The organism is Staphylococcus delphini, from assembly GCF_900636325.1.
Classification (GTDB): domain Bacteria; phylum Bacillota; class Bacilli; order Staphylococcales; family Staphylococcaceae; genus Staphylococcus; species Staphylococcus delphini.
In genome coordinates this window covers 341,406-367,757 of sequence record NZ_LR134263.1, presented here as the reverse complement: position 1 = coordinate 367,757, position 26,352 = coordinate 341,406, and the positions used below count along the sequence as shown (strand labels likewise).

Annotated in this window: 15 protein-coding genes and 5 pseudogenes; 2 read left to right on the top strand and 18 right to left on the bottom strand. The window is 39.6% G+C overall.

All coding sequences use genetic code 11. The annotated features are described in order from the left end of the window. Positions 1–219: 219 nt before the first annotated feature. The 6 genes and pseudogenes from spsA to EL101_RS01530 form a co-directional block, all read right to left on the bottom strand. On the bottom strand, positions 220–2,079 hold the full coding sequence (spsA, locus tag EL101_RS01555) for an LPXTG-anchored surface protein SpsA (protein WP_096596397.1): 1,860 nt from the start codon (positions 2,077–2,079) through the stop codon (positions 220–222). 141 nt (positions 2,080–2,220) lie between these two features. After that, positions 2,221–4,143, bottom strand: a pseudogene (locus EL101_RS01550) (fructose-specific PTS transporter subunit EIIC). Positions 4,144–4,316: 173 nt separating this feature from the next. After that, positions 4,317–5,045: a MerR family transcriptional regulator gene (locus EL101_RS01545; protein WP_096596396.1), complete on the bottom strand. Its 729-nt coding sequence runs from the start codon at positions 5,043–5,045 to the stop codon at positions 4,317–4,319. 29 nt (positions 5,046–5,074) lie between these two features. Continuing rightward, positions 5,075–6,040 (bottom strand): alpha/beta fold hydrolase, encoded by a 966-nt coding sequence (locus EL101_RS01540; RefSeq protein ID WP_096596395.1) that lies wholly within the window; start codon positions 6,038–6,040, stop codon positions 5,075–5,077. Between the two features lie 143 nt (positions 6,041–6,183). Continuing rightward, entirely contained in the window at positions 6,184–6,513 is a 330-nt protein-coding gene (locus EL101_RS01535; RefSeq protein WP_096596394.1) for an antibiotic biosynthesis monooxygenase, read from the bottom strand. Between the two features lie 169 nt (positions 6,514–6,682). Beyond that, positions 6,683–6,985, bottom strand: a complete 303-nt coding sequence (locus tag EL101_RS01530) for a hypothetical protein (RefSeq protein ID WP_096596393.1) — start codon at positions 6,983–6,985, stop codon at positions 6,683–6,685. 202 nt (positions 6,986–7,187) lie between these two features. On the opposite strand from EL101_RS01530, the pseudogene EL101_RS01525 reads away from it, so the two are divergent. After that, positions 7,188–7,580 (top strand): annotated as a pseudogene (locus EL101_RS01525) (DUF1828 domain-containing protein); the annotation flags it as partial. 220 nt (positions 7,581–7,800) lie between these two features. Here EL101_RS01525 and EL101_RS01520 read toward each other — a convergent pair. After that, positions 7,801–9,189, bottom strand: coding sequence for an NAD-dependent succinate-semialdehyde dehydrogenase (locus EL101_RS01520; protein ID WP_096596392.1), 1,389 nt, complete (start codon positions 9,187–9,189; stop codon positions 7,801–7,803). 152 nt (positions 9,190–9,341) lie between these two features. Here EL101_RS01520 and EL101_RS01515 point away from each other — a divergent pair, with 152 nt between their 5' ends. Beyond that, positions 9,342–9,692 (top strand): zinc ribbon domain-containing protein YjdM, encoded by a 351-nt coding sequence (locus tag EL101_RS01515; protein WP_019166494.1) that lies wholly within the window; start codon positions 9,342–9,344, stop codon positions 9,690–9,692. A 66-nt stretch (positions 9,693–9,758) separates the two neighbouring features. Here the strand turns inward: EL101_RS01515 and dhaM are convergent, their stop codons facing one another. The 11 genes and pseudogenes from dhaM to EL101_RS01460 all read right to left on the bottom strand — a co-directional run bounded on the left by dhaM (position 9,759) and on the right by EL101_RS01460 (position 25,802). Further along, complete coding sequence (dhaM, locus tag EL101_RS01510; protein WP_096596391.1) at positions 9,759–10,118, bottom strand: dihydroxyacetone kinase phosphoryl donor subunit DhaM; 360 nt, start codon at positions 10,116–10,118, stop codon at positions 9,759–9,761. After that, the gene (dhaL, locus tag EL101_RS01505; RefSeq protein ID WP_096596390.1) at positions 10,115–10,696 is read right to left on the bottom strand and encodes a dihydroxyacetone kinase subunit DhaL; all 582 of its coding nucleotides are present in this window, start codon (positions 10,694–10,696) and stop codon (positions 10,115–10,117) included. Before dhaL ends, dhaM begins: the two co-directional genes overlap by 4 nt. 22 nt (positions 10,697–10,718) lie before the next feature. Then, positions 10,719–11,681, bottom strand: coding sequence for a dihydroxyacetone kinase subunit DhaK (gene dhaK, locus EL101_RS01500; RefSeq protein ID WP_096596389.1), 963 nt, complete (start codon positions 11,679–11,681; stop codon positions 10,719–10,721). A gap of 166 nt (positions 11,682–11,847) precedes the next feature. Continuing rightward, complete coding sequence (gene lrgB / locus EL101_RS01495; protein ID WP_014612909.1) at positions 11,848–12,549, bottom strand: antiholin-like protein LrgB; 702 nt, start codon at positions 12,547–12,549, stop codon at positions 11,848–11,850. Next, positions 12,542–12,976, bottom strand: a complete 435-nt coding sequence (lrgA, locus tag EL101_RS01490) for an antiholin-like murein hydrolase modulator LrgA (protein ID WP_014612908.1) — start codon at positions 12,974–12,976, stop codon at positions 12,542–12,544. The genes lrgB and lrgA overlap by 8 nt, the downstream gene beginning before the upstream one ends. 854 nt (positions 12,977–13,830) lie before the next feature. After that, positions 13,831–14,565: a response regulator transcription factor LytR gene (locus EL101_RS01485; protein WP_096541850.1), complete on the bottom strand. Its 735-nt coding sequence runs from the start codon at positions 14,563–14,565 to the stop codon at positions 13,831–13,833. Positions 14,566–14,568: 3 nt separating this feature from the next. Continuing rightward, positions 14,569–16,320 carry a sensor histidine kinase gene (locus EL101_RS01480; RefSeq protein WP_096596388.1) on the bottom strand — a complete coding sequence of 584 codons (1,752 nt, stop codon included), beginning with the start codon at positions 16,318–16,320 and terminating at the stop codon, positions 14,569–14,571. Positions 16,321–16,518: 198 nt separating this feature from the next. Beyond that, positions 16,519–17,706, bottom strand: a pseudogene (locus EL101_RS01475) (ABC transporter permease); the annotation flags it as partial. Positions 17,707–17,859: 153 nt separating this feature from the next. Beyond that, positions 17,860–19,001, bottom strand: a pseudogene (gene tnpB, locus EL101_RS01470) (IS200/IS605 family element RNA-guided endonuclease TnpB). A gap of 14 nt (positions 19,002–19,015) precedes the next feature. Continuing rightward, a pseudogene (gene tnpA, locus EL101_RS01465) lies at positions 19,016–19,408 on the bottom strand (IS200/IS605 family transposase). 397 nt (positions 19,409–19,805) lie between these two features. Then, complete coding sequence (locus EL101_RS01460; protein WP_126489868.1) at positions 19,806–25,802, bottom strand: Rib/alpha-like domain-containing protein; 5,997 nt, start codon at positions 25,800–25,802, stop codon at positions 19,806–19,808. Between the last annotated feature and the right edge of the window lie 550 nt (positions 25,803–26,352).

Sequence of the window (26,352 nt, the reverse complement as noted above, 5' to 3'; positions counted from 1 at the left end):
GCTGAGACTCCTGAGGGATCAGCTGGTCCGGAAAATCCAATTCGGCATCCATTTAGTGTACACTTCAATCAAGCCGAATTTAGTTGAAGGGCCAGCCCCTAGGAAAGCGAAGCCACGATGGCAATCAAAAGCAGAATTAGTGGAGAGAGGGCAAGTTCAACAAAAATATTGCATCAATAGCATCAAAAATTTTAATGTCCAATCTTCTTTATATATGACTTATTGTTTGCGTGTTTTTTTATGAAATCTCAACGTTAAGATCAGTACGCCGATTGCAACGACTAAAACACCCAATGGCAGCCAAGTCCGCTTCACTATTTCACCTGTATTCGGTAAATTGAAATCACCATTTTGATCAAACAAACCATCTAAAAAGCCGTGTGATGCCGTTTGACTATTAATCGCTTGATATGGATCGATATTCGGCTTTGGCGCAAAATCATGTTTGAATAAGCCACCATCTCGATCTAACAATGAATGATCACGATTTAATAGTTGCTGCAATTTGTCATTCGTACGACCTGAAGATTGCATGTCGTCACGATTCAAACCACTACCGAGAATATTCGCAATACGACGCAACGGTGCAAACAAGTCATTCATATCTGTTTTCGTATTGTAACGGATTTGTTGCAATTGCTTCCGTAAAGTCAACAATCGATTCGCTTGCGCACTGAGTTCGTCTTCAATCGCCTTTAAGTTTTGATGTGTCTTCTTTTTCTCTTGCTGTACACGGTCGGCAATCAATTTTGCATTTTCTGCGTTAAGACGCCCACCTAGAATCGATTCAATCACTTCAGTATCTGCGTCTGTATTATTAATCAACGCGTTTAAAATATCATCTCCACTTGCCTTACCATTCGCTTTAAAATGGTCTTTCAAACGGTCGAGTATCGTTGTATTTGACGGTTTGCCTTGCATGATTTCGCCAGCAATTTTGTGCGCTTCTTGTTCGTCAAAGCGTGTTCGTAAAATGCTTTCCACTAAACCTTGTGTATTTGAATTATTTTCCAACATGCCTAACAATAAATCATCACTCGACGTTTTGATAAGTGTGTCCGCTTGTTGATGAATTTGGTTTGCCAATTGTTGGTCTGTTTTACCTTTAACATCAATCTGTTTCGCACGTTGAGCCGCTTCTTGTGCATTAAAAATCTCACCTAATATCGCTTCAACTGCTGCACGTTTGTCATCACTTTGTTGAAGTTCCGTTAAAATCGTATCATTTTGCGCGTTCAGTTGATTCGCTACCGTTTTCGCATCCTCAAGCAAAGTCGCCTTTTCAGTCCCAGAAATGTCCGTACGTTTTTTAATGTCTTGTTCAAAGTTTTGTAGATGTTGACGTTTTTCTTCAAAATAATTGTCAGACTTGTTTTCCACGTTTTCTGAAACGAAATGGTCAATGCGTGTGATTGCACTGTCAATGCCTTGGAGTGGTGTCAGTTGGTTGTCTCGCGCTGCATGTTCTTGTTTAAGTGCATCGACATCGTTCTTAATATGGTCTTTCAGGGCACTTGCATCTTGTTGATCATGATGGGGTGCTACGATTGTTTGTGCTAAAGAAGATTGCTTTACTTTGTTCTCGTCTTCTGTTGATGTCGCTCTTTTTTCGGTTTCAGCAGTCTTTGTCTCTGTTGACGTTACATTTTCACGCGCTTCAGTTGATTCTCGTTGACCTTCATCAACCTTTGCCTTTAACGCGCTAATTTTTTCATCAATGGCATCTAATTTAGGTTGTATTTCATCATCCGATTGAGCATCATGCGCTAGACGATTAGCTGTTTCTGCTTCGTCAACAATCGCTTCAATATTTTTTGATGACGTATCATATTCACGAATTAACGAGAGAAAGTCATTTTTATAATCCGTATTTAAATATTGTAACGCCTTCACTTTTTTATCTGCATTTTCACGTAATGTTTTCAAATCATCAGTCGTATCTGTCTGAGCTATCGCTGTCATATCGTGTGACAATGTTGAAGGCATTTGCAGTCCACTACCGACCAATAAAAGGACCGTACCAGCTTTGACTAAACGATGACGCATGTTTTGAGATGAAGGGGATTTTCGTTCTGTCATGCCATCATTCCTTTCTATAACATGACTCTATTATAGCGCGTATTGAATACTTTTTAAATAAAGATAAGATATATTGCAAATTGAAAATAAGTAAAAAAGGAAGAGACTGAGCACTAACACCCAGTCTCTTTCAAGTTTCAGTTATGCATTAATGATACGTTGTAATGTCTCGTATAATTCCGTTTCATTCGTTGTATCTAACAATTGTTGTCGTTTGTCATCATGCATTAAGTTTTTCGACAGTTGTTGCAACACTTTTAAATGCGTATCATGACTTTGTTCCGGTACAGCGATTAAAATGACGAGTTGTGGCAATGTCCCGTCTAAACTTTCCCATTGTACCCCTTGATCATGTTTAAGTACGCCAATAATCGGTTGACGTACCGCGTTGGTTTTCGCATGGGGCATGGCGATGTGCATACCAAGGGCCGTCGTTGATTCTGCTTCACGTGCTAGTACGGCTTCTTTTAACACCGCAGCATCTGTCACATAGTTTGCGTGCACTAAGCGATCAATCATCGTATCAATGGCTTTGTCCCTATCCATTGGTGCTGCTGTTTGAATCATCACTTGTGGATTCAACATGTCTTCTACGTCTGTATCTTTAGTCACCTTCACTGTAGATGTTGGTGCGCCAGTTACCGCTTGCGTGGCTGTCGGATGCTTTTTAAATGTTAATACGAGTGCTGTCGTGACAAAACTACCGGCTAATACAGCGACGATAAACATGAGCACCCCCTCGATACCACCTAATACTGCAACAATCGGTCCACCGTGCGCGACTCTATCACCGACATGACCAAGCGCAGCAATAACCGAAGCCACCATCGTACCGATCATATTAGCTGGAATAATACGTAATGGATCCTGTGCCGCAAATGGAATCGCACCTTCTGTAATCCCGAAAAGTCCCATCGTAAATGAAGCCTTCCCCATTTCAATTTCATTGCGGTTGAATTTACGTTTTTGAATAAATGTCGCAAGGCCAAGTCCAATCGGTGGTGTACAGACTGCTACTGCGACCATTCCCATGACGCTATAGTTGCCTTCCGCGATTAAAGCCGAACCAAACAAAAAGGCAACTTTGTTCACTGGACCGCCCATATCAAACGCAATCATCGCACCGATAATTAAGGCTAAAATGACAATATTTGCGCCTTGCATTCCTTTCAGCCAAGTTGTCAAAGTTTCAAAAACTGCTGCAATGGGCGCACCTAAAATGAAAATAAAGATCATGCCGACGAGAACCGACGCGATAATTGGAATAATAATGATCGGCATAATTGGTGCCATCGCTTTCGGCACTTTAATATTTTTAATCCATTTCGCAATATAACCTGCTAAGAAACCGGCAACGATACCGCCTAAAAAGCCAGCCCCCGCCGTACTACCGTAAAAACTACCGTCCGCTGCAATCGCACCACCGATCATCCCTGGCACGAGACCTGGCTTATCGGCAATACTCACCGCAATGTAACCGGCCAATATCGGCACCATAAAGCTAAACGCTAATGCACCAATTTTTTCGAACGGTTTCCAAAATGAATCATCGGGAATCACTAAACCTTGTGTCGCTGTTTTTTCACCACCTAATGACAATGCCAACGCAATCAGTAGCCCTCCGACAACGATAAAGGGCACCATAAAGGAAACCCCATTCATTAAATGTTGATAGACCATTTACATGCCCTTTTGCTTATTTTCGCTTTGATGTGAAGGTGTCCCAGTTGTTTCAGCTTGTCCTGTCGCATGATACACCGGTGCTTCCCCTTGCACTACACGTTGGATTAAGGCTTCCGGTTGATGAATGCCTGCTCTGACACTTTCTTTCACGAGCGGCTTACCATTGAACCGTGATAAATCCACTTGTCTATCCGCAGCAATAATAATACCGTCTGCAGCTGCGATTTCTTCAGCTGTTAACACATTTTCTGCACCGACACCCCCTTGCGTTTCTACTTTAATCTCAATGCCGAGTGACGTTGCGGCTTGCTCTAACTTTTCTTGTGCCATATATGTATGCGCAATACCGTTTGGACAAGATGTAACTGCGAGTATTTTCATACGAATGCTTCCTCTCTTCATAAAATTCATACACCTCCATCTTATCCGCTTCACCCATGCAATTCAATGTATTCTTGAAGCGCTTACAAATCTTCAGTCTCTTCATTTGAAATTTAAACCAAAAAAGCACGTAACAGCAATTGAACTCGCATGTCACGCACTTTACTATCGTTTTATGATTGGATTGATGCATCGTAAATTTCTGTACAATATCCTTTGAAGCCACAGTTCGGGCAAGTCAACAGTCTTGTTTGAGACGTATGAGGTGCAAATAACCATGTTCGATATGGCGGTTTAAACTGCTGCTGGCAATTCGGACACATGTAACTGACTTGCTGATAGTACGTATGTGTCATTTTTTGTGCTACTGTGATCGCACTTCCAAATCCTAAAACAGCTGGCCATACTTGACGAGATTTCCAACTTAGTCCAATCCCAATCACTTCAAATAAAGTGGCTGTCGCTCCCATCCATAACATATGTTTCATAAGACGTTGATGTTGTGGTTTTTGTTTCATCGCATCTTCAATGTCAGAAAGGTTTTTAACAGGTGCACGTGATGAATCCAGTATCATCTGTTGCATTTGCTTCATTTGTTTCAGTTGCAGTTGTTGTTGGCGAATTTCTGCCTCAGTTTCTTCCACTTTACGCGTTAATAATGTACGCACCGTTTGAAGTGTGCCATCCGCTGACAACATCTGCTTGATTTCTTTAAGACTGAGACCTAATGACTTCATCACTAAAATCAAATGCAACTGTTCCACCTCACGCTCCGTATACATCCGATATTGGTTATCGTCCGTGAAAGCAGGTTTTAAGATGTGCTGATGATCATAATACTGAATGGTTCTTTTTGAAAGTCCAAACATATTCGCAAGTTCACCTGTCGAATAATGTGACATCGATTTCACCTCCATACTTCATGTATAGCCTATGACGTCACGTGACGGTCAACAATTTCATGCATTATTTCGATCATTTTTTCAGGCTCATCGACAAACGGGGCATGTGCCGTATCTTGAAACGCGTAAAAACGTTTCTCTACAGACCCGACATGCTCGAAAAAGGCTTTACTGTCTTCGTATGTCGTCTGCATATCGTGTACCCCTTGTAAAATATAAAATGGCACCTTTATTTCCTGGGCAATATCATTTAAATTCGTATGTGCCATTTCGCTCGTTAAATGTTCAAATGTAGATAAACTGCCTCTGACAATATTAATTCTTTCCATTAAACGGTAATACGGCGTCTGCATCATCACACGAAACATGCGCCAAACGGAATAGCCACGACTTGAAAATCCGACATGATAACGTGCAGTATAGCGTTGTCTCGCCTTTTCATATTGGCAATCTTGGTTAAAATCACGTGTTAAATGAATCGCGTTTAATTGTTTAATCGCGCGTTGATTGCGTTCTTCATGTGCTAAAAAGCGTAAATGGTGCAAAATACACTGTTCATTACGAAAAACGTCCCCGAGCTGTCCCATACCAATATAGGCGGCAATATATTCAGGATAACGATGCGCGGCGTGTGTGCCAATAATAGTTCCAAATGAGTGGCACATCAAATACACTTGGTTTTGTTGAAAATGATGACGCAAAAATTGAATCAGCTGATACAAATCTGAAATCAAGTCTGCCATTTCAACTGTTTCACGCGTGTAAGACATCCCCGTCCCACGCTGATCCCAAAATACAACGGTGTAACGATCCGTCAAGTCAATATGATGAGCTCTAAAAAAGGAATAAAGTGGAAAACCTGGCCCACCGTGAACAACGAGTAATATCGGTTTATCTGTACCTCTTGATTCAATAATGACACCTTGGCGATGACCATTTAAAGTCAAATAGTGTTTCTGAACTGTGCGTCCATCTTGTTCTATGTAAGTTTTCATTTCTACACCTCGCATCTTTCGATAACATTATAATCTATTTTGAGCGATTTGTAGTCTTTCTAGGCTAAGGAAATGACAATCATACAAAAAATCAAAACACAAAAACAGGCCCCGCGATACAGCCGAGACCTGTTTTCATCTATCTATGCATGTGCTTTTTCATAATGATAACCAATTTGATATGTAGACACTTTATTGTTCAAAATCGGGCTTTCCTTCTCTTCATGATGCTGTCTGACATTTTTATGTGACGCTTTAAACACATCTGACCCTAACCATTCACGAAATGCAGCTTCAGATTGCCAAACTGTTAAAATTTTCACTTCATCGTATTCTTTTAAACCATTCGTCTGCGTCACGTACATTTCGATAAATCCATCAATCGTCTCAATACCTTGACGACGGTGGAATCGTTCCATCGTAGCCTCAGCTGTCCCTTTTTGTAATGTCAATTTGTTTTCTGCCATAAACATTGGACTTCATCTCCTTTTACGCATTCGCACTGATCGCGACTGCACCCTTATTGTATCTATCTCCAAATGAGGTACCTTGATTGTCAATACAATACAGACCCACTGTTCAATTGATAACTTCTTTCATTATAATTGATAAAGATTATCATTATCAACCGAAATTATGTCATTAACCCTTTTTATACTTTTTTGTGAGATAGTGCAACCTAACCCAAGTTAAAATGATAAAGCATATTATACCTCCAATAAAAAGAAGGTCGTTACGATAATAAAAAGTGAAGATTGTTGTCCAAATGGCGAGAACAATCACCAACATTCCCGCCCAAATGAACCATTGTCTCCGAACAGTATCATGATAGCGTTCATCAATTTGTTCAAAGTCGATATTGGCAATTAAAGGATCTAATTTGAATACATGAATCACGAGTAAAAATAAAAAAATAAAACCAAAAACGACAAGTGAAATAATCATTGAGTTGCTCCTTTTTTATATGATTTTAGTTAATAAAAGCATAACATAAATAAATGATTTAAAGGGGTGTTCGATAATAAAAGGCAAATTGGCTTATAAAATGAGCGTGAAAGATTTTCAAGATATTTATAACGTCTATAGTGCTTATATATTGTTTTTAGATTATAATAATTTACAAGAATTTGAATAAAGGAGGGTTAATATGGCTACATTTGATGCTCACAAATTAAAAAAAGAATGTTTTGATTGGTACAACCAAGAATTAGCGTTTTCTAATTTGTCAAACAATGTAGTAAGAATAGACTCTCCTTTTAAAGATCACACTTTAGACAATTTGATTATATATGCTATATACGATCAATCTCGGGACATCATCACTTTAACAGACGATGGCTATACTATATTCGGATTAGAAAACAATGGGGTTTTCATAAACAAATCGAAAAAGCGCAAAAAAATCTTTGAAGAACATCTTTCAGCATATGGCATTAAATATAATGATATGACTCATGAAATTTTTGTTAAATCTAATTTAAAAAACTTCAATAAATCTAAACATAATCTATTACAGTGCCTTATATTCGTGAATGATATGAAAAAATACGTTGATTAACTTAATTTTTCCAAGGTGCTCCCACGTACCCTTGTTTTTTACTTTCTTGCGGTTAAAGAAGTGCCTATCATGTTCCTTGAAAAAGAGGAAAGAAACATACCATATAGATGATGGCTTAATATATTTAGCCCGCTACCTTCACTCAATAAAAAGACCGGGAGATGATGATATGCTCCCAGCCTTTAGTTGATTCAATCAATCGTTATTTTGTTTTTGTACCGATTGAAAGATATTTCGTTTCAAGATAAGGTTCGATACCTTCAATACCACCTTCGCGTCCGTAACCACTTTCTTTCACACCACCAAATGGCGCATGTGGTGCGGATGGTGCGCCGTCATTCCAACCCACGACGCCGTAATGTAAGTTATTGTAAATATAAAGTCCTGTGCGATAATCGTTCGTGAAAAAGTAAGAAGCCAAGCCAAATTCTGTATCATTCGCTAAATGAATCGCTTCATCAATATCTGAATAACGCATCACTGGTGCGACTGGGCCAAATGTTTCTTCATGCATACATTTCATATCGTGGTTCACATTGGTAATGACGACTGGCTTCAAGAAGTTGCCTCCGAGTTCTTGAATATCGTCTAATTCACGTGATAATCGACCGCCATGTTCCACCGCATCTTGAATGTGATCGATCACTTTGTCGACCCCTTTTTGATTGATGAGCGGTCCGACTTTCACATCTTTTTCCATACCGTCCCCTACTTTTAAGGCGTGGACTTGTTCAATCAGTTGTTTTTCGTATTCTTCTGCAATATCTTCGTGTACATAAATACGGTTGGCACAAATACAAGTTTGGCCTGCATTTCTAAATTTTGTTTTAATCGTTTGTTCGACTGCATGTTCAATGTCGGCATCTTTATGCACGATGAGTGGTGCCAGACCGCCGAGTTCCATTGTGACATTTTTAACGGATGCCGCTGATTGTTCGATCAACTTTTTACCGACTGGTGTAGAGCCTGTGAAAGTCACCTTGTTAATCAGTTCATGTTCAGTGAAAATTTTCCCTGCTGTTTTACCACTCGCTAAAATGTATGAAATCGCATCTTCAGGAATGCCCGCTTCATGTGCTAATTCGACTAAACGAATCGTCGTCATTGGCGTTTGTGTCGCTGGTTTACATACAATCGTACAACCTGCTGCGAGCGCGGGTGCCATTTTACGCGTAATCATTGCAGCGGGGAAGTTCCACGGTGTAATTGCCCCTACCACACCAACTGGAAATTTATCCACTAAAATTTTCTTATCTGGCGTGTTAGCTGGAATCGTTCTACCGTAAATGCGCTTCACTTCTTCGGCATACCAATCCACGTAGCCGACTGCGTAATCCACTTCACCTAATGCTTCTTGATAAGGCTTGCCCCCTTCAAGTGTAATCAGTTCTGCTAATGCTTCACGGTTCTCTTTAATTAAAGTTGACCATTGCCATAATAAACGTGAACGCTCATGCGCATCGACTTCACGCCATGATAAATACGCTTCGTACGCACGTTCAATTTTATGGTGAATTTCAGCTTCTTCTGTAAATGCATAAGTTTTAATGACTGCTCCTGTTGAAGGGTTTTCTACATCAAACTTTGTCATCTTCCATCCCTCTTTCTTTAAGTTAGTGACCGTATGACACTTCATTGCGTATCATACAATTATCGTAACACGTCGTTAAATTTGTTACATACTTTTCACTCAGAATGTGTTAGATTAGATTTATATTTTTAATGAAAGTAGTTGATTCTAACATGACAACCGCAATCCCAAACTGTCCGCAGTGTGATTCTGAATATACTTACGAAGATGGCGGACTTTACATTTGCCCGATGTGTGCGTATGAATGGACAAACGATGCACTCGAGGCAGCTGCTGAACAAGCCGTCATCCGTGATGCAAATGGTAATCCACTTCAAGATGGTGACACGGTGTCAGTCATTCGTGATTTAAAAATCAAAGGCAGTTCTCAAATGATTAAACAAGGTACAAAAGTAAAAAATATTAAACTCGTTGACCCTGAAGACGGCCACGATATCGACTGTAAGATTCCTGGTTTTGGGCAAATTGGTTTAAAATCTGAAGTTGTGAAAAAAATTAAATAACGTTAAAAAATAGGACAACATTGTCGTGCGATACGCGCTCATGCTGTCCTATTTCTATAGATGTTATTAAAATGCTTCGTCGACAGATGCGATGGCTTCATCTATCGTTTGACCTGTCGACAAGGCAACTGCCGCAATGAAACTGCCTTCTACAATTGGGGCATCCACTTTTTCAATACGATGTGTCCCCGTATACATTTCAATTGCCATATCCAAATTCATTTCCGATGAGCCGATATCAAAAAAACAAATCGCATCATCGTCTATATCATTTAATACTGCAGAAATGTCATCAAAAGATGTACCGATTTCGCCTTCAATGCCACCAATTGCGATGACAGTTACATCTTGTGCCATTTGTGCAAGGAGTTCTTGCGTACCTTCTGAAATTTTATCACTGTGACTTACTAAAACGATTTGTGTCACGCTTCATCAGCTCCTATCAGTGCATTTAAAATGTAAACACTACTTTGTGCACCAGGATCAATATACCCGATTGAATCTTTTTTAAAATATGATGCCCGGCCTTTCGTCGCTTCGATATCACGTGTCGCATCGGCATAAGATTGTAACGTTGCTAAATCGACAGTCTCACCTTGTTCTACTGCTTCTCTCGCACGTGCAATGACGTCATACATTGTTTTTTCATTCAAAGTCACTTTTCCGCGTTGGGCCACAGCTTCTTCAAATGCTTTTAACAATTCGACTAAGTTGTCATGATCAATCTCATCTTTTGAGACTTGCGCCATTTTAACAAAACTAAAACCGTATAATGGTCCAGACGCGCCACCCACTTTCGACATGAGCGTCATCCCTGTCGTTTTGAATAAAGCTTGCATCGAGCTGTCGTCTAATTGGTCAGGAAGTGCTTCAAAACCACGTCGCATATTCACACCGTGGTCCCCGTCACCAATCGCACGGTCTAACTCTGTCAAAGCCTCTTCTTCTGTTTCAAATGTTTCTTTTAATGCAAGTAATCGTTCTTTTAAAGTTGCTACGTCCATCTTGGAAACCTCCTGGATTATGTTAAAAAAATCGACTTGTTGTAGGTGCGCGAAATGCTGATAATACGTGTTCGTCATAAGGAACAAAAGTTAATGAGAAGCCTTGCATATCGAGTGATGTCATATAATCACCTACAAACCATCCTTTTACAGTTTTTCCTTCTTGTTCTAACTGTAATGCGACATATTTCGTCACAATATCTAATTCTGATAATGGTGTACCGCCCATACCATTGACCATAACAATCAATTCATCGCTTGTCACTTCAGCTTTCAATTGTTCAATCAAACGTTGCACAATTTGTTCAACCGGTTCAACTGGCACACGTTCTAACCCACGTTCACCGTGAATACCAATACCGATTTCCATTTCATGATCTTCAATATCGAAACCATACTTACCTGTCGTTGGTACAGCAGGCGGTGTTAAAGCCATCCCAATTGTACGAATTTGCTCAATCAATGCTTCGACTTCAGTTTTCAGCTCTGTTAATTTCTTGCCACGCTCTGATAAATAACCGGCATATTTATGAACAAAGACCGTCCCTGCAACACCGCGACGTTTTTCAACATCATCAATCGCAATGTCATCACCTACGACGACCATTTCTACTTGAATGTCTTCCATCGCTGCCATATCTTTAGCCATTTCAAAGTTCATGACGTCACCAGCGTAATTTTTAACAATGAGTAACACACCGTCTCCATTGTCTACCGCTTTAATGGCTTCTAACACTTTGTCCGGTGTCGGTGAGGTAAACACTTCACCACATACCGCAGCATCCAACATACCTTCGCCGACATAGCCCGCATGTGCAGGTTCGTGACCACTACCGCCACCAGAAACTAATGCGACACCAGACGTTTTTTTATGCTGACGTACAACGACCGTATCTGCAATCACATCAATGTTCGGATTAGTCATTTTCAACCCGTCTAGCATGTCTTGCAAAAAGTGCGTTTTATCCTGGATTAACTTTTTCATTTGCTCACCTTCTATCCTAGTTTCTTCTATTATAAGTTTTAAAATGAAAACGTTCACGCAAAAACTATTGTGATATATTTGACAATTCTGTATACAAAAAAGTTGTACAGACGCGCATTCCAACTTACACGTGCTGTACAACATTTTTATGCTATTGATATTGTGTCTAGAAGAAGATCAGTGTCAAAATCGGAACAACTGCTACAACGACAACCCCAACCAGTACAATCGCGATGCTCGCCATTGACTCCTCTACTGGTCCTAATTCTTTTGCTGCCGCTACACCTAACGTATGTCCGCTCGTTCCTAAAGATAAGCCTCTCGCAATCGGATCATCAATGTGGAACCATTTCAATAATTTATTACCTAACGCATAAATAATGACCGCATTTAAAATAACCGCTAATGATGTCAACTCTTTAATACCGCCAATGCCTTCTGATACAGGTAGTGCAATCGCTGTTGTTGCTGCTTGCGGAAGCATTGATGCGATAATGTCACTACCGAATTGAAGTGCTTTTGCGACAAAGAAAATACCAACAAGTGCCAATACAGTACCAATTCCAATACCGCCGATAATACGATGCCAATGTTTCACCAAGACATCACGCTTTTTGTATAAAGGAATCGCAAATGAAATCGTCGCTGGTCCAAGGAAGAAATTAATGATGTCCCCACCAATTTTGTACTTTTCATATGGAATACCTGTAAAGTGTAAGAACGCTACTCCGAAAACCATCGCAACAAAGAGTGGTGCGAATAAGAAAAAGCCATTTGTTTTCTTAAAAAGTACAGTTGCGATTAGAAATGGAATCACTGATAATAAAATACCGAAATACGGTGTGTCTATAGCGAGATGATTAACCATGTGAATGCGCTCCTTTCACTTTCGCTTTCGTACGCGGCGGTGTTGCTACTTTATCTTTCGTCGTCATACGCATTAAAATTTGTGACGCAAAGCCTGTAAATACAAGTAGTAGAATTGTTGAAATAATAATCAAGCCAATAATGAGAATCGGACTTGCACTAATAATGTCTAATGAATTTACAACTGAAATCCCAGCAGGCACGAATAAAAAGCCGATATTATTCGTTAGCGCTGTCCCTACTTTTTCAACTTGACCGAGCTTGATGACACCTGTACATAATAAAACGAACAGTAATACGAGCCCTATCACTGATGCCGGCATAGGAATCGGCATAAATGATTCAATAATACTTGAAACAAACAACACTGACGCTATGACCAACACTTGATGTAAAAAACTGTACGTTTTCTCTTCTTTTTGTTTCACTTTTACAACCTCCCGTGCATCTCTGATTGACTTCATTATATTATGAAAAAATTCACATAGATCGTTTTCATCCCGAAATGCAAAAAAAGAGGCGTGAAATACAAAATCACACCCTTGTCGAACAATCACATGATTTAAATGTCAAATTGAGAAGCAAAAATACACTTTAGGTTGATACAACTTCCCAATTTTCAGCAACCTGAACCTATTTCGTTTCAATCACATCAACCCACCATTTGTCATTTCGAGGCACCCCATCTATCCCCCCAAAAACTGAAGGATGATGTGATGAAGTTTGTTTCATGATGCCATGTGGATGTTTCAAACACAACACTTTCTACAGTTGAGACACTCGCTCCGACTGCAAGAATCGTGCAAGACTCCTGAGGGGATGCGTGCGTACCGCTGACAGTCGACTCTTTACTTTAATAGTGGTTGCTGTTTATCGCAGTAGCTGTCTGACTTCTCAATGTTTGCACTTTTGAGAAGTCTAGTCAGCCTTGCGGGGGCAGTACGACGAAATCTTTGTTACACATGAAATTTCTGTACTGCTCCCAAAATCCACAATGAATGGGTGCGCTGTGAATCAATAAACGGTGTTCCAAAAGCAGGATTTTCGACAGAACTCCCGCGATTTCGGCAAAATTTGGAAATCAATTTTGCTCATCGCTCGGTTCTGCTCAAATCCTGAGCGCTTTTGTCACAACCTCCCCTCAGCCCCTATGAAAGCGCAGCACGATTCAGCAGTTATCAATTGCCTATGCTGACAATGTATCTTGAAATGTTCTATAAAACTTCATGAAATAAAAGAGTGAGACACATCAAACACGCCGTCTCACTCCTCATCATTCCATTCACAACCTTAAACCCATCACCTGCTTAAACTTCTTCATATACGACCGACTCACCTGCATCTTCACGCCGTCCGTCAACGTCACCATATACGTCGAATTAAACCAATGCTCAATCGCCTCAATATGTTGTCGATTGATGACATTCGAACGATGAATCCGAATAAACTGCGCCTCATCCAAACGTTTCTCATACGCACTCAAAGGCTCATGCGTCTCATACTCCCCTTGCGTCGTATAAATCGTGGTCACACCTTGATTGACCGAAATACCAATTACATCAGCAGGGTTCAACATATGAATTCGCTCGCCAATTTCAATCGGTAAAGGTTGCGTCACTTTCACAGCTGAATGTGGCACATGCATGTCTTCGTACTTTTCCTGCTGTGCACGCACTTTTGCCACAGCTTGCGCAATGCGAGATTGATCAAATGGCTTCATAATATAATCTGTCGCATTCAGTTCGAACGCCTGTACCGCATATTGGTCATGCGCTGTCGCAAATACAATCGCAGGCGGTGCTTTCATCTTCTGTATTTTTTGACCTAATTCAATCCCATTTTCATTCATTAAATTAATATCTAAAAACACCAAATCATATTCGTTTACTAACAACGCTTCAATCGTTTCGCTCACATTTTCCGCTTCATCTAAAACGTCAAATCCGCCGATACGATTCAATAAATATATCAATTCATTACGCGCGAGTGGTTCATCGTCAACAATTAATGCACGCATGATTTAATCCTCCTTCTGTTGATAAGGTAACGTACACCATACGCACGTTCCTGTGTCATCACTATCAAAATGTAACGCGGCTTGCTCACTGAACAAACCTTTTAATCTTAAATTTAAATTTTCTAAAGCACTACCTGTTCCTGACTCTGACTCGACCACTTTTTTGCCCAATTGTGTCAGTTTATCTGGTGGAATCCCACGCCCATTGTCACTCACTTCAATACAGAGCTGTTGCGCATCTTTTAAACGCGCCCCGACTTTAATTTTGTTGCCTTTTTTACGGTCTGGAAACGCATGTTTGACAGCATTTTCCACTAGGATTTGAATTAAAAATGGCGGGACGGATGCTTGTTTCACCTTTTCTGGTACATCAAAAGTCACATCGAAGCGTCCTGGAAAACGCGCTTGTTCGAGTGATAAATAAGCCGTCACTTGACTTAACTCTTTCTCTAAAGTAATCGTATTTTGACGCGAACCTTGTAAATTTGAACGAAAGAAATGGCTTAACTCAAGCAATAATTCCCTCGCTTTTTCGCTATCGATACGCACTAATGCTGAAATCGTGTTCATCGCGTTAAAAAAGAAATGCGGGTTCACTTGTGCTTGAAGGGATTTTATTTCCGCATCTTTCAACAACTTACTTTGCATCTCAGCTTCTCCCAATTCGATTTGACTACTAAAAATTTCTGCCAAACCTTCCGCTAACTGCCGTTCAACAAACGTTAAATTAGTCGGATTCGTAAAGTACATTTTTAACGTTCCTGTCACTTTCCCATGCATTTTAAGCGGAATCACCAGCGCGGCATGTAGCGGACAATGCGGATGTGTACAACCAATTTCCTCTTTCGTATGCACTTCTTTAAGCTCACCAGTTTGTAATACTGCTTTAGATAAATGCGTAATAATCTCTTTTTTAGGAATATGATGGTCACTCCCTGCTCCCACATGCGCTAAAATGTCATGTCGATTCGTAATAGCGACGGCGGATACTTTCATCAAATCTTTAATAATCATTGCCACGTGTTTTGCGGAGTCTTCATTGAGCCCCTCTTTAAAATAAGGCAATGTTTGATTGGTCAATTCCAATACATCGTGTGTTTGAACCGCACGCATTTGTTCTTCTTGCTTCAAAGTTGAACTAATAATTGACATAAAAATCGCTGTACCAGCACTATTAACGACAATCATCGGCAGTCCAATCAGAGCAATCAAGTCCATCGCGTACTGTTTATCTTGGGCAAACGAAAAAATACAAATCATCTGAACAATTTCCATCATGCCACCGATCAATGCACTTTTCGCAATCGTTGGATATTGATGTTGTTTAAGCGCTTGACGTCCATAATATCCAGAAATGAGTCCAATAAACAGGGAAGAAATTAAATATGTATACGCTTCTGCACCACCCATATAAAGGCGGAAAATACCAGATAAAATGCCGACAAACACACTGACAAAAGGGCCTCCTACCAGTCCTGCGACACCGATTGTCAGCACACGTGTATTCGCTAAAGAAACATTATCATCTAATTGAAAATAAATGCTCCCCGCTAAAATATCCCCATTTTTAATGACGATACCCGTAAAGTTAGACAACAGCGCAAAGAGGCTAAAGACGATACACAACTGCCACTTTGATGCCCATGCTTGTCGCTGTTGCATCGTATGCTTGAAGTATTTTGAATTCATTAAAATATATGCCAATATAATAATGAGTCCGACACGCTCCAAAAGTAATATCGTTAAATTAAACATCGATTTTGGCTCCTTTTGCAATGATGAGACTTTTTGAAACTTTATTCTAGTTTATCACAACACAACAAACATGCCCGATAGATAGAATGACTAATTTTTTACAGTTACAATGATTTAATATAGAAAAACACCGCCACGACCTAACTTTTGCCAGAAAATGACGGTGCTGTATGTGTGAGTGCTTTTTATAACAGATGATTAAGCAGGGATTTCTGCACGTTTTGCACTGTGACGACGAACGATTGCCGCCATCATAGTAGATACAATGCCAAAAATCATAAAACCAATCAACATCCACATCGTACTATTCAATTCAATACCTTCATTTAAATACAAAATACTTCTTAACATATCTGCATAATGCACGAGCGGATTCCAGTCTACCATATATTTTTGGTAAAACTCTGGCAACATTTGTTTCGGTAATGTCACCATTTGCATACTAAAGAACATTAATAAGAAGAAAATAGGTACAGATTTCATTCCGAGCCATGTCATTGTACCTAAGATCAAGCCAACAAAGCCCATCATCGCAAGTGCAATAAACGTTGCTGTCGCATTGACATCATTAAAGTTGAAATCCAGTACACCTTGCATAAAGTAGACAAACGCAAAGGCGCCGATAAATGCAGTGACTGCTGTCATCACAACTTGACCTAACGCTGCAGTCAGACGATGACGTATAGAAATATTGTTGCTCGTTCTAAATGCGAAGAACAATAAAACAGAAATGACGATAGATCCCATCCATACAGGCATGAACATTAAAAATGGGCCATTACCGCCTGCTTGGTGGTCACCAACTTTATTCATTTTTTGTTGCTCAGCTTTAACGGGTTGTGTTAAACCTTGAATATCTGACGCTTTCACTGTCACATTTTGGCTCTCTAACGTTTTTAAACTTTGTGCTGTAATGTTTTGGTTCACTTGATTACTCATACTATTAAGAATTTGTGATACCATTTGAGAAATCTGTGTCCCCGCACCTTCATTAACAATCGTTTTGAATGTCGCTTGTTGTGGCTTCATATTTTGCGCACCACTCTTTTGAGCCATTTGTTGCGCAACTTCTAGAGGGATTTCACCTGATTTCACTTTTGCTTCCATCTCTTGTTTTTTAAAGTTCCCCACAACACTTTGCGTGTGACTCATCGCATGTTCAGAAAAATCTTTTTCAATGACAATCGCACCGAAATAATCTTTATTTTGCATCCCTTGTTTTAAGTCTGCTTCACGATCGACTTTAATCCATTTTACTGTATCCGAATCACTTTTCATCAACTTAGATTCTAAATTTTTAGCGATATTCATTTCTTTATCTTGAATTTTGATTCCTTTATCCGCATTTACTACGGCAATTGGAATGTTTTTAGGTTTTGGAGTGAACTACTCACCACTTAGCTAAAACCTAAAAGTTCTTAACGCTTGAAGTGGGAGCTTCTTGGGAATAGAGCGTACTTGTAAGTGTATTTCTTTACTAACAGATGTTTCTCTTATTGACCAAGCTATCCCCGTAGTCCCTACGGTTATCGGTCTTTTCTAAGATAATGTTTGCATTCGTAGCCCTTCGGTCAAAATATTGATGCTCGCGTTGATATCTCGGTCATGGTGAGCATGGCAAATAGGACAAGACCATTCTCGAATTTTGAGATTTTTCTTGCCATCATTATGTCCGCACTCTGAACAGACTTGACTTGATGGAAACCATTTATCAATCTTGACTATTTCACGTCCATACCAGTTAGCTTTGTATTGTAGCTTAGTCACAAAGCTAGACCATGACACATCAGAAATACTTTTAGCCAGTTTATGATTTCGCAACATACCTTTTGTGTTTAAGTCTTCAATACAGATCATATCGTGATTTTTGATAATCTCTGTACTCAACTTGTTTAGAAAGTCAGTGCGTTGATTCATTACTTTTTCATGTAGTCGTGCAACTTTCTGTTTTTGTTTCTGGTAGTTTTTGGCTTCAAAGAGATGGATACCCTTCTTTTTGGCTAACAGGGCACGTCTCGACAACTTACGTTGTTCACGTTTTAGTTTCTGTGCCATTTTCGAAGTGAACTTATTATTATCAATCTTTTGACCGTCAGAAAAAATGGCAAAATGAGTAATTCCAAGGTCAATTCCAATTGCAGAATTAGTTTTAGGAAACTCGGCAACTTCTTCTTTGCACAACAAAGAAACATAGTATTTACCGCTTGAACGGCGTGATATTGTAGCTGATTTGATCATACCTTTAGGTTGTCTATGAAGCTTTATTTTAACTAATGACTTCAACTTAGGAACTTTGATGAATTTATTATCAATCAAGGAAATTGTGCCATTTTGATTATTAGTGGTATAACTTTGAACGGGATTCTTCTTACTTTTGAACCGAGGAAATCCAACAGCTTTATTTCTAAAGAAATTCTTATATGCCTTGTCTAAATTGAGTTGTGCATTAGCCAAGGCAAGGCTATCTACTTCCTTCAAAAATGGGAATTCATTCTTATATTTAGCTGGTGTCGGGAACTTCATTTTTTAGAAGAAACATGCTTAGTTTCTTCATAAGCTTTCATTCGATCATCAAGCATGAGATTGTAGACCTTACGGACACAACCGAAAGACTTAGCGAAGAAAATTTTTTGTTCTTCAGTTGGATAGATTCTAAATTTATATGCTTTGAATCGTTCCATAAGCTACCACCTCTCTATTTATGATTATAACCTTGATTATGAATATATTTTTTTATAACGTCAATTGGTGCGCCACCAGTTGTCAAAAGGCAAAAACTTCTAGACCAAAACATTTCTTTCCAAAGAAACTGTCTTACTTTTGGAAAGTCTCGTTTTATCAAACGCTAACTGGCACTTTTATAGGTATTGATGAATTTTGTCAATTCTGTTTTTGGTTGCGCTTTGAACATAATATGAACATGGTCTTTATCATGATTCCACTCAACTAGAGTCATATGATAAGACGCTGCAATTCGTACAAAAGTTGTTTTAGCAAATTCAGAAATTTTATCATCAATCACTTGTCTACGGTATTGAGTAACCAACACAGGATGATAATAGAGAAGAAACACCAAATGATTATTAATATCTCATTTCATGTTATATCAACTCACTTCTTATATAGACTGGTTATAACATAGAACAAAATAAAAAGGAGATGAGCCTTGCATGTCGGTTTTCGAGTTACCAACGGCATTCATCACCCACCTATAGAGGATGGGAGACTTCTGCCTGAATTAAGTTAAAATATTCATATAATGACCTCCCTTTAAAACGCGTCTTACATTTTTGATTACTGTTCTATTCTAATCGGTTTGTCACAACATACAACATGCAATATATGGCAATTTGTTTGTTATTCGACATTTTGTAGTACATTGTCGTAGTATCTTGAATCATAAAAAAGACTTGCCCCCATTAGAGAGGACAAGCCTGTTCATTGCCTTATTCATGATTGAATTGAGAATTGTAGCGCGGTGTTGATTATTTGTCTTCTTTTTCTTTACGACGTCTGCCGATTAAGAATAAGCCTCCAAGTGCTGCAAATAATCCACCTAAAAGTGCACCATTTTGTGTGTTGCTCTCACCTGTGTCTGGTAATTGTTCAGACTGTTGTTTGTGATTTGCTTTTTCTGAAGTTGAACCTTTTGCATTCATGTCATCAGAAGTTGTTTGGCTACCACTTGGCATTGGATCCATGTCTGTCGCAGATGAAGTCGCATGATTGTCACCTTGTTCAACCGGCGTATGGTCGACGTTTGAATTTTGTTTTACATTGTCGTCATGATCAGTAACACCATGTCCTTCATCTGTGCCTTGATTCATGTCACCGCCGTTGTTTGTATTGTTATCCGTTTCATCTGTACCTGGTGTCATATCGCCATCATTATCTGTAGCACCGTTATCTTCAGTTGGTTGCTTACCGATAGTGACTGGTACGGTGATATGGTCTGTTGTACCGTCTGGATATGTGATAGTCACGCTCACATCTGTCGTACCCTCTTTTGTACCATCAGGTAATTGATTTGGGTCATCAATCGTAATCGTTGGTTGATCACCATCTGTTGGGTAACCTGGAATTGTGATTGAACCTTTCACTTCATCTTCCGTTACTGGCGTACCATGATCTTTGTTGACACCTTCTGTTTCTGGCGTGTACTTATCATTATCCGCTTGCTTACCAATTGTCACTGGGACTGTGATGTGGTCCGTTGTGCCGTCTGGATATTTTACTGTTACATCGACATCCGTTGTACCTTCTTTTGAACCATCTGGTAATTGACTTGGATCATCAATTGTGATTGTTGGCTGGTCTCCGTCTGTTGGGTAACCTGGAATTGTAATTGAGCCTTTCACATCATCTTCCGTTACAGGCGTACCATGATCTTTGTTGACACCTTCTGTTTCTGGTGTGTACTTATCATTATCCGCTTGGTCACCGATAGTCACTGGTACGGTGATGTGATCCGTTGTTCCGTCTGGATATTTTACTGTTACATCGATATCCGTTGTACCTTCTTTTGAACCATCTGGTAATTGACTTGGATCATCAATTGTGATTGTTGGTTGATCACCATCTGTTGGATATCCCGGAATTGTGATTGAACCTTTCACATCATCTTCTGTTACTGGCGTACCATGCTCTTTGTTGACACCTTCTGTTTCTGGTGTGTACTTATCATTATCTGCTTGGTCACCGATAGTCACTGGTACGGTGATGTGATCCGTTGTTCCGTCTGGATATTTTACTGTTACATCGATATCTGTTGTACCTTCTTTTGAACCATCTGGTAATTGACTTGGATCATCAATTGTGATTGTTGGTTGATCTCCGTCTGTTGGATATCCCGGAATTGTGATTGAACCTTTCACATCATCTTCTGTTACTGGCGTACCATGCTCTTTGTTGACACCTTCTGTTTCTGGTGTGTACTTATCATTATCCGCTTGGTCACCGATAGTCACTGGGACTGTGATGTGATCCGTTGTGCCGTCTGGATATTTTACTGTTACATCGATATCCGTTGTACCTTCTTTTGAACCATCAGGTAATTGATTTGGGTCATCAATCGTAATCGTTGGTTGATCACCATCTGTTGGGTAACCTGGAATTGTGATTGAACCTTTCACTTCATCTTCCGTTACAGGCGTACCATGCTCTTTGTTGACACCTTCTGTTTCTGGTGTGTACTTATCATTATCTGCTTGGTCACCGATAGTCACTGGTACGGTGATGTGATCCGTTGTGCCGTCTGGATATTTTACTGTTACATCGATATCCGTTGTACCTTCTTTTGAACCATCTGGTAATTGACTTGGATCATCAATTGTGATTGTTGGTTGATCTCCATCTGTTGGATATCCCGGAATTGTGATTGAACCTTTCACTTCATCTTCCGTTACTCCTGTGCCGAAGTCTTTCGTAATTGGTGTTGTTTCTGGCGTGTACTTATCGTTATCCGCTTGTTCACCGATAGTCACTGGTACGGTGATGTGATCCGTTGTGCCGTCTGGATATTTTACTGTTACATCGATATCTGTTGTTCCTTCTTTTGAACCATCTGGTAATTGACTTGGATCATCAATTGTGATTGTCGGTTGATCTCCGTCTGTTGGATATCCTGGAACAGTAACTGAGCCTTTCACTTCATCTTCCGTTACTCCTGTGCCGAAGTCTTTCGTAATTGGTGTTGTTTCTGGCGTGTACTTATCGTTATCCGCTTGTTCACCGATAGTGACTGGTACTGTAGTGTGGTCCGTTGTGCCATCTGGATACGTTACTGTCACACTTACATCTGTCGTGCCTTCTTGTGAACCATCCGGTAATTGACTTGGATCATCAATTGTGATTGTTGGTTGATCTCCATCTGTTGGATAACCTGGAACAGTAACTGAGCCTTTCACTTCGTCTTCTGTGACACCTGTACCAAAGTCTTTCGTAATTGGTGTTGTTTCTGGTGTGTACTTATCATTATCTGCTTGGTCACCGATAGTCACTGGGACGGTGATGTGATCCGTTGTTCCGTCTGGATATTTTACTGTTACATCGATATCTGTTGTTCCTTCTTTTGAACCATCTGGTAATTGACTTGGATCATCAATTGTGATTGTTGGTTGATCTCCATCTGTTGGATATCCCGGAATTGTGATTGAACCTTTCACATCATCTTCTGTTACTGGCGTACCATGCTCTTTGTTGACACCTTCTGTTTCTGGCGTGTACTTATCGTTATCCGCTTGTTCACCGATAGTGACTGGTACTGTAGTGTGGTCCGTTGTGCCATCTGGATACGTTACTGTCACACTTACATCTGTCGTGCCTTCTTGTGAACCATCCGGTAATTGACTTGGATCATCAATTGTGATTGTTGGTTGATCTCCATCTGTTGGATAACCTGGAACAGTAACTGAGCCTTTCACTTCGTCTTCTGTGACACCTGTACCAAAGTCTTTCGTAATTGGCGTTGTTTCTGGCGTATACTTATCGTTATCCGCTTGTTTGCCTGTAACGACTGGTACTGTTAATTTGTCTGTTGAACCATCTGGATACGTTACTGTGACACCCACATTCACTGTACCTTCTTCTGTTCCATTTGGAATTTGAGTTGGGTCGTCAATCGTAATTGTCGGTTGATCTCCATCTGTTGGGTAATCCGGAATAGTGACTGCCCCTTTAATTTCATCTTCTGTTGCAGTAGTGCCATATTCCTTATTGATTGTTTCACTTGTCGGATCGTATTGTTCTGCAGTTGGCACAGCTTCTTGAACTAAAACTGATGCGAATACTGTTTCTTTTGAACCATCTGGATATGTGACGACAACAGGTACATTGTAATTACCTTTTTCCACATCTTGATTTGGTGAAATTGAAATCGAACCATCTTCATTAACAGTTGCCCATTCTGGTACATTATTACCACCTTCAAACTTTGTTCCATCTGGTAATGCTGCACCATCTTCATTTGTAGGTGTAGGAATTGTTACTGTTTGCTCTTGTTCAACTGTTGTTGTTGGATATACAGGTTCATAGGTTGTCGCATTTTCTTGTACTTGGACGATCAGTGAGTCTGCTGCAACGTCATTCCCTCCTGAAACGATATAAACTGTATAGATTTCACCTGTTTTCGCATCATCAGGAATAGTAAATGTGCCTGCCGCTTCAGCTTCCTCTACTGTAGTGACATCTCCACTCTTTTGAACGACATTCCCTTTTGAATCTCTCCACTCAACATGCGTAGGTAATGGTGACAATGCTGTAGAAGTCACATCAATGATAGCCGTATCGCCACGTTGTGCTGGGTTGGCTGTCACATCAAAGTTCGTGATGTCTACAGTTGTTTCAATTGTTTCTACAAGCGCAAAGTTCACATTCACCCAAGCATTTTTAGCTGGTCTATGATATGGCACTGTTTGTGGCACAAAAGATAAGTTACTGTTAGGCGAACGGAATAAAGGTGACGTGAATGATGAATAGCCTTTAACCAAGTTGCCTTTATTATCCAACACATAACCATAGAGATAATCTTTATTCAATGAGCCTGAAGGGAAACGTAATGTATACGCACCGCTTGCATCAGTTTTACCCGTCACTGTCGCAGAAATAAATTCTGGATGGTCAGTGAATAATTGGTGTGCTGCTGCCGCTTGTTGGTCTGTTGGTAACGATTCGACTTGTGCTTTATACGCTTGCGCACCAGCACTTGTTAATGAAGACATGACAACTTGATAACCTTCACGTGCAATATCGCCTGAGTTAAAGTTTGGACCTGTCGCAGAGTTCGCATAGTCACCTGAACCTGTCTCAGACCATACTTTACCACTGACAAATTCACTTGTGCTCGTTACTGCTGGGTTTGATATAGGTCCCTCATTGTCTTGAATCCATTTGCTTGGATCTGTAGTCATGTAATCGTTCGTTGGTATCACACCCATAAAAATACCTGTACGTTGCATGTTCGTACCGATAAGTGGAAATTGACCAATGTTATTACCTGTTACGGAATTAATATATGATCCAGGGAAGAAACCACCTGCTTGACGTAACATTGTCGCTGTATTACCGTCAGCTGTTTTGTAGTCATCAATCCATAAACGATAGTATTGACCACTTGTTGCGTTATATTTATGTGCTTTACCGTTTGAGTCTACCCATGCTTCACGCAAATCAAATGCATAAGCACCAGGACCTACTTGGCTACCACCACTTGAACTCAATTTGTTTGTCGTACTTGCTTGATACACCGGTGAAACTGCACCGTCCGTATCAATCCATTGCATATACACTTTTGTGCCTTCTGGAACAGCTGTTAAACCGTTTGACATTGTCGCTGGTGTCCCTGTATCCACAACCCAGGCACGACCTGACAATGTGTTTGCCGCATTTGTTGCGTCTGTTTGTGACTTGATGTAGCCATTTGCGAGTGCATCAGCCACAATGATGTTATCTTCTTCTGATACCACATCATTGCCAGAAGGACTATTCGCTAATGCTGCGCGGAACATTGGACTATTCTCAGTTAAAGCGATAGACTCTTCGTTCGTGAGTTCAGAATCTCTAGCTGCCAAAAGTGTCACACGTGGTGATAAGGCATCTTGTTGATCAGCTAAATCTTTAAGTAATGCGAAATAGACATCTTCTGCTGTTGGATTGTCTTGACTTAATTTCAAGCGTTCAACTGTTGCATCCACTTGTTCTGCTGAAAGGTTTGTGTTTTGAGTTAAATATTCACGTGTGTAGTTTGTTTTATCTTCTGTAGATGTTAATTGATTGAATTCATTTGAAAATTGTTCTTCTGGTGTAGTCATGGATGGATTTTCTTGCGTTGAGGATGTTTCTTCTTTTACAGGAGTTTGTGTCGTTGCTTCTTCATTTGTTGGCGCTTCTGCTGCTTGCTCTTCTGTTGACGCTTCTTCACTTGTTGGCGCTTCTACTGATTTCTCTTCCGTTGTCGCTTCTTCACTTGTTGGCGCCTCTTCTGATTGCTCTTCTGTTGTTGCTTCTTCATTTGTTGGCGCCTCTACTGATTTCTCTTCTGTTGTTGCTTCTTCATTTGTTGGCGCCTCTACTGATTTCTCTTCCGTTGTTGCTTCTTCATTTGTTGACGCTTCTACTGATTTCTCTTCCGTTGTTGCTTCTTCATTTGTTGGCGCCTCTACTGATTTCTCTTCTGTTGACACTTCTTCATTTGTTGGCGCCTCTTCTGATTTCTCTTCTGTTGACACTTCTTCATTTGTTGGCGCCTCTACAGTTGTACTTTCGTTGGTAGTTGCCTCTTCTGTACTATTTGAATTTCCGTTAGTTGTTTCTGCTTCTTGAGATGTTGCGTCTTCTACTGCTGCCGATGCATCATTTGAATGAATCCCAAAAATTAATGTTGCCCCAACAAGAATTGACGCAGTGCCCACTGAAAAACGACGTATCGCATATCGATTTTGACGGTTAGGTAAAAAATCAACACGCTTTTTTCTAGATTTTTTCATATAATTTATCATCTCCTTAATCAAATTAAATTGTGCTACGAATTAAAGAATATACCATTCTTTTGTATTACACAACTAAAAAAATAGGCGAATTAAGTAGAATGCTTTCATATAATTTATACAATTAATATTATTTGTTTTTTCTTACTTAATTTTTTTAGATTCCTCTTCTAAGCATACGAATGATAAAGTTTTTAAACACCTTTATCATTTTTAACAACTGTAATCTATTAAAAAATAATATGAACTTATTTGGTCTATCATGTGTTCCTGGAAAATAATTAATATATATAAACTTTAAAAATAAGCGTCTATACATATACTTTTTCACACTGGATATCATCCTGTATCACAGATGTATATCATTTCAATATTGATATCTTTTTAAATGATTTTTTATATAATTCAATGTGTTGTATATTTTTTATCAGCAATTTATGTATTGATTCGTATGTCATTGGATAAGTTTTAATCTCAATAAGACATCTGTTGATAATGTGTTGAAAAGTTTTTTGTATTGATTAAAAATTTCGACAGTCAAAAACTAGTG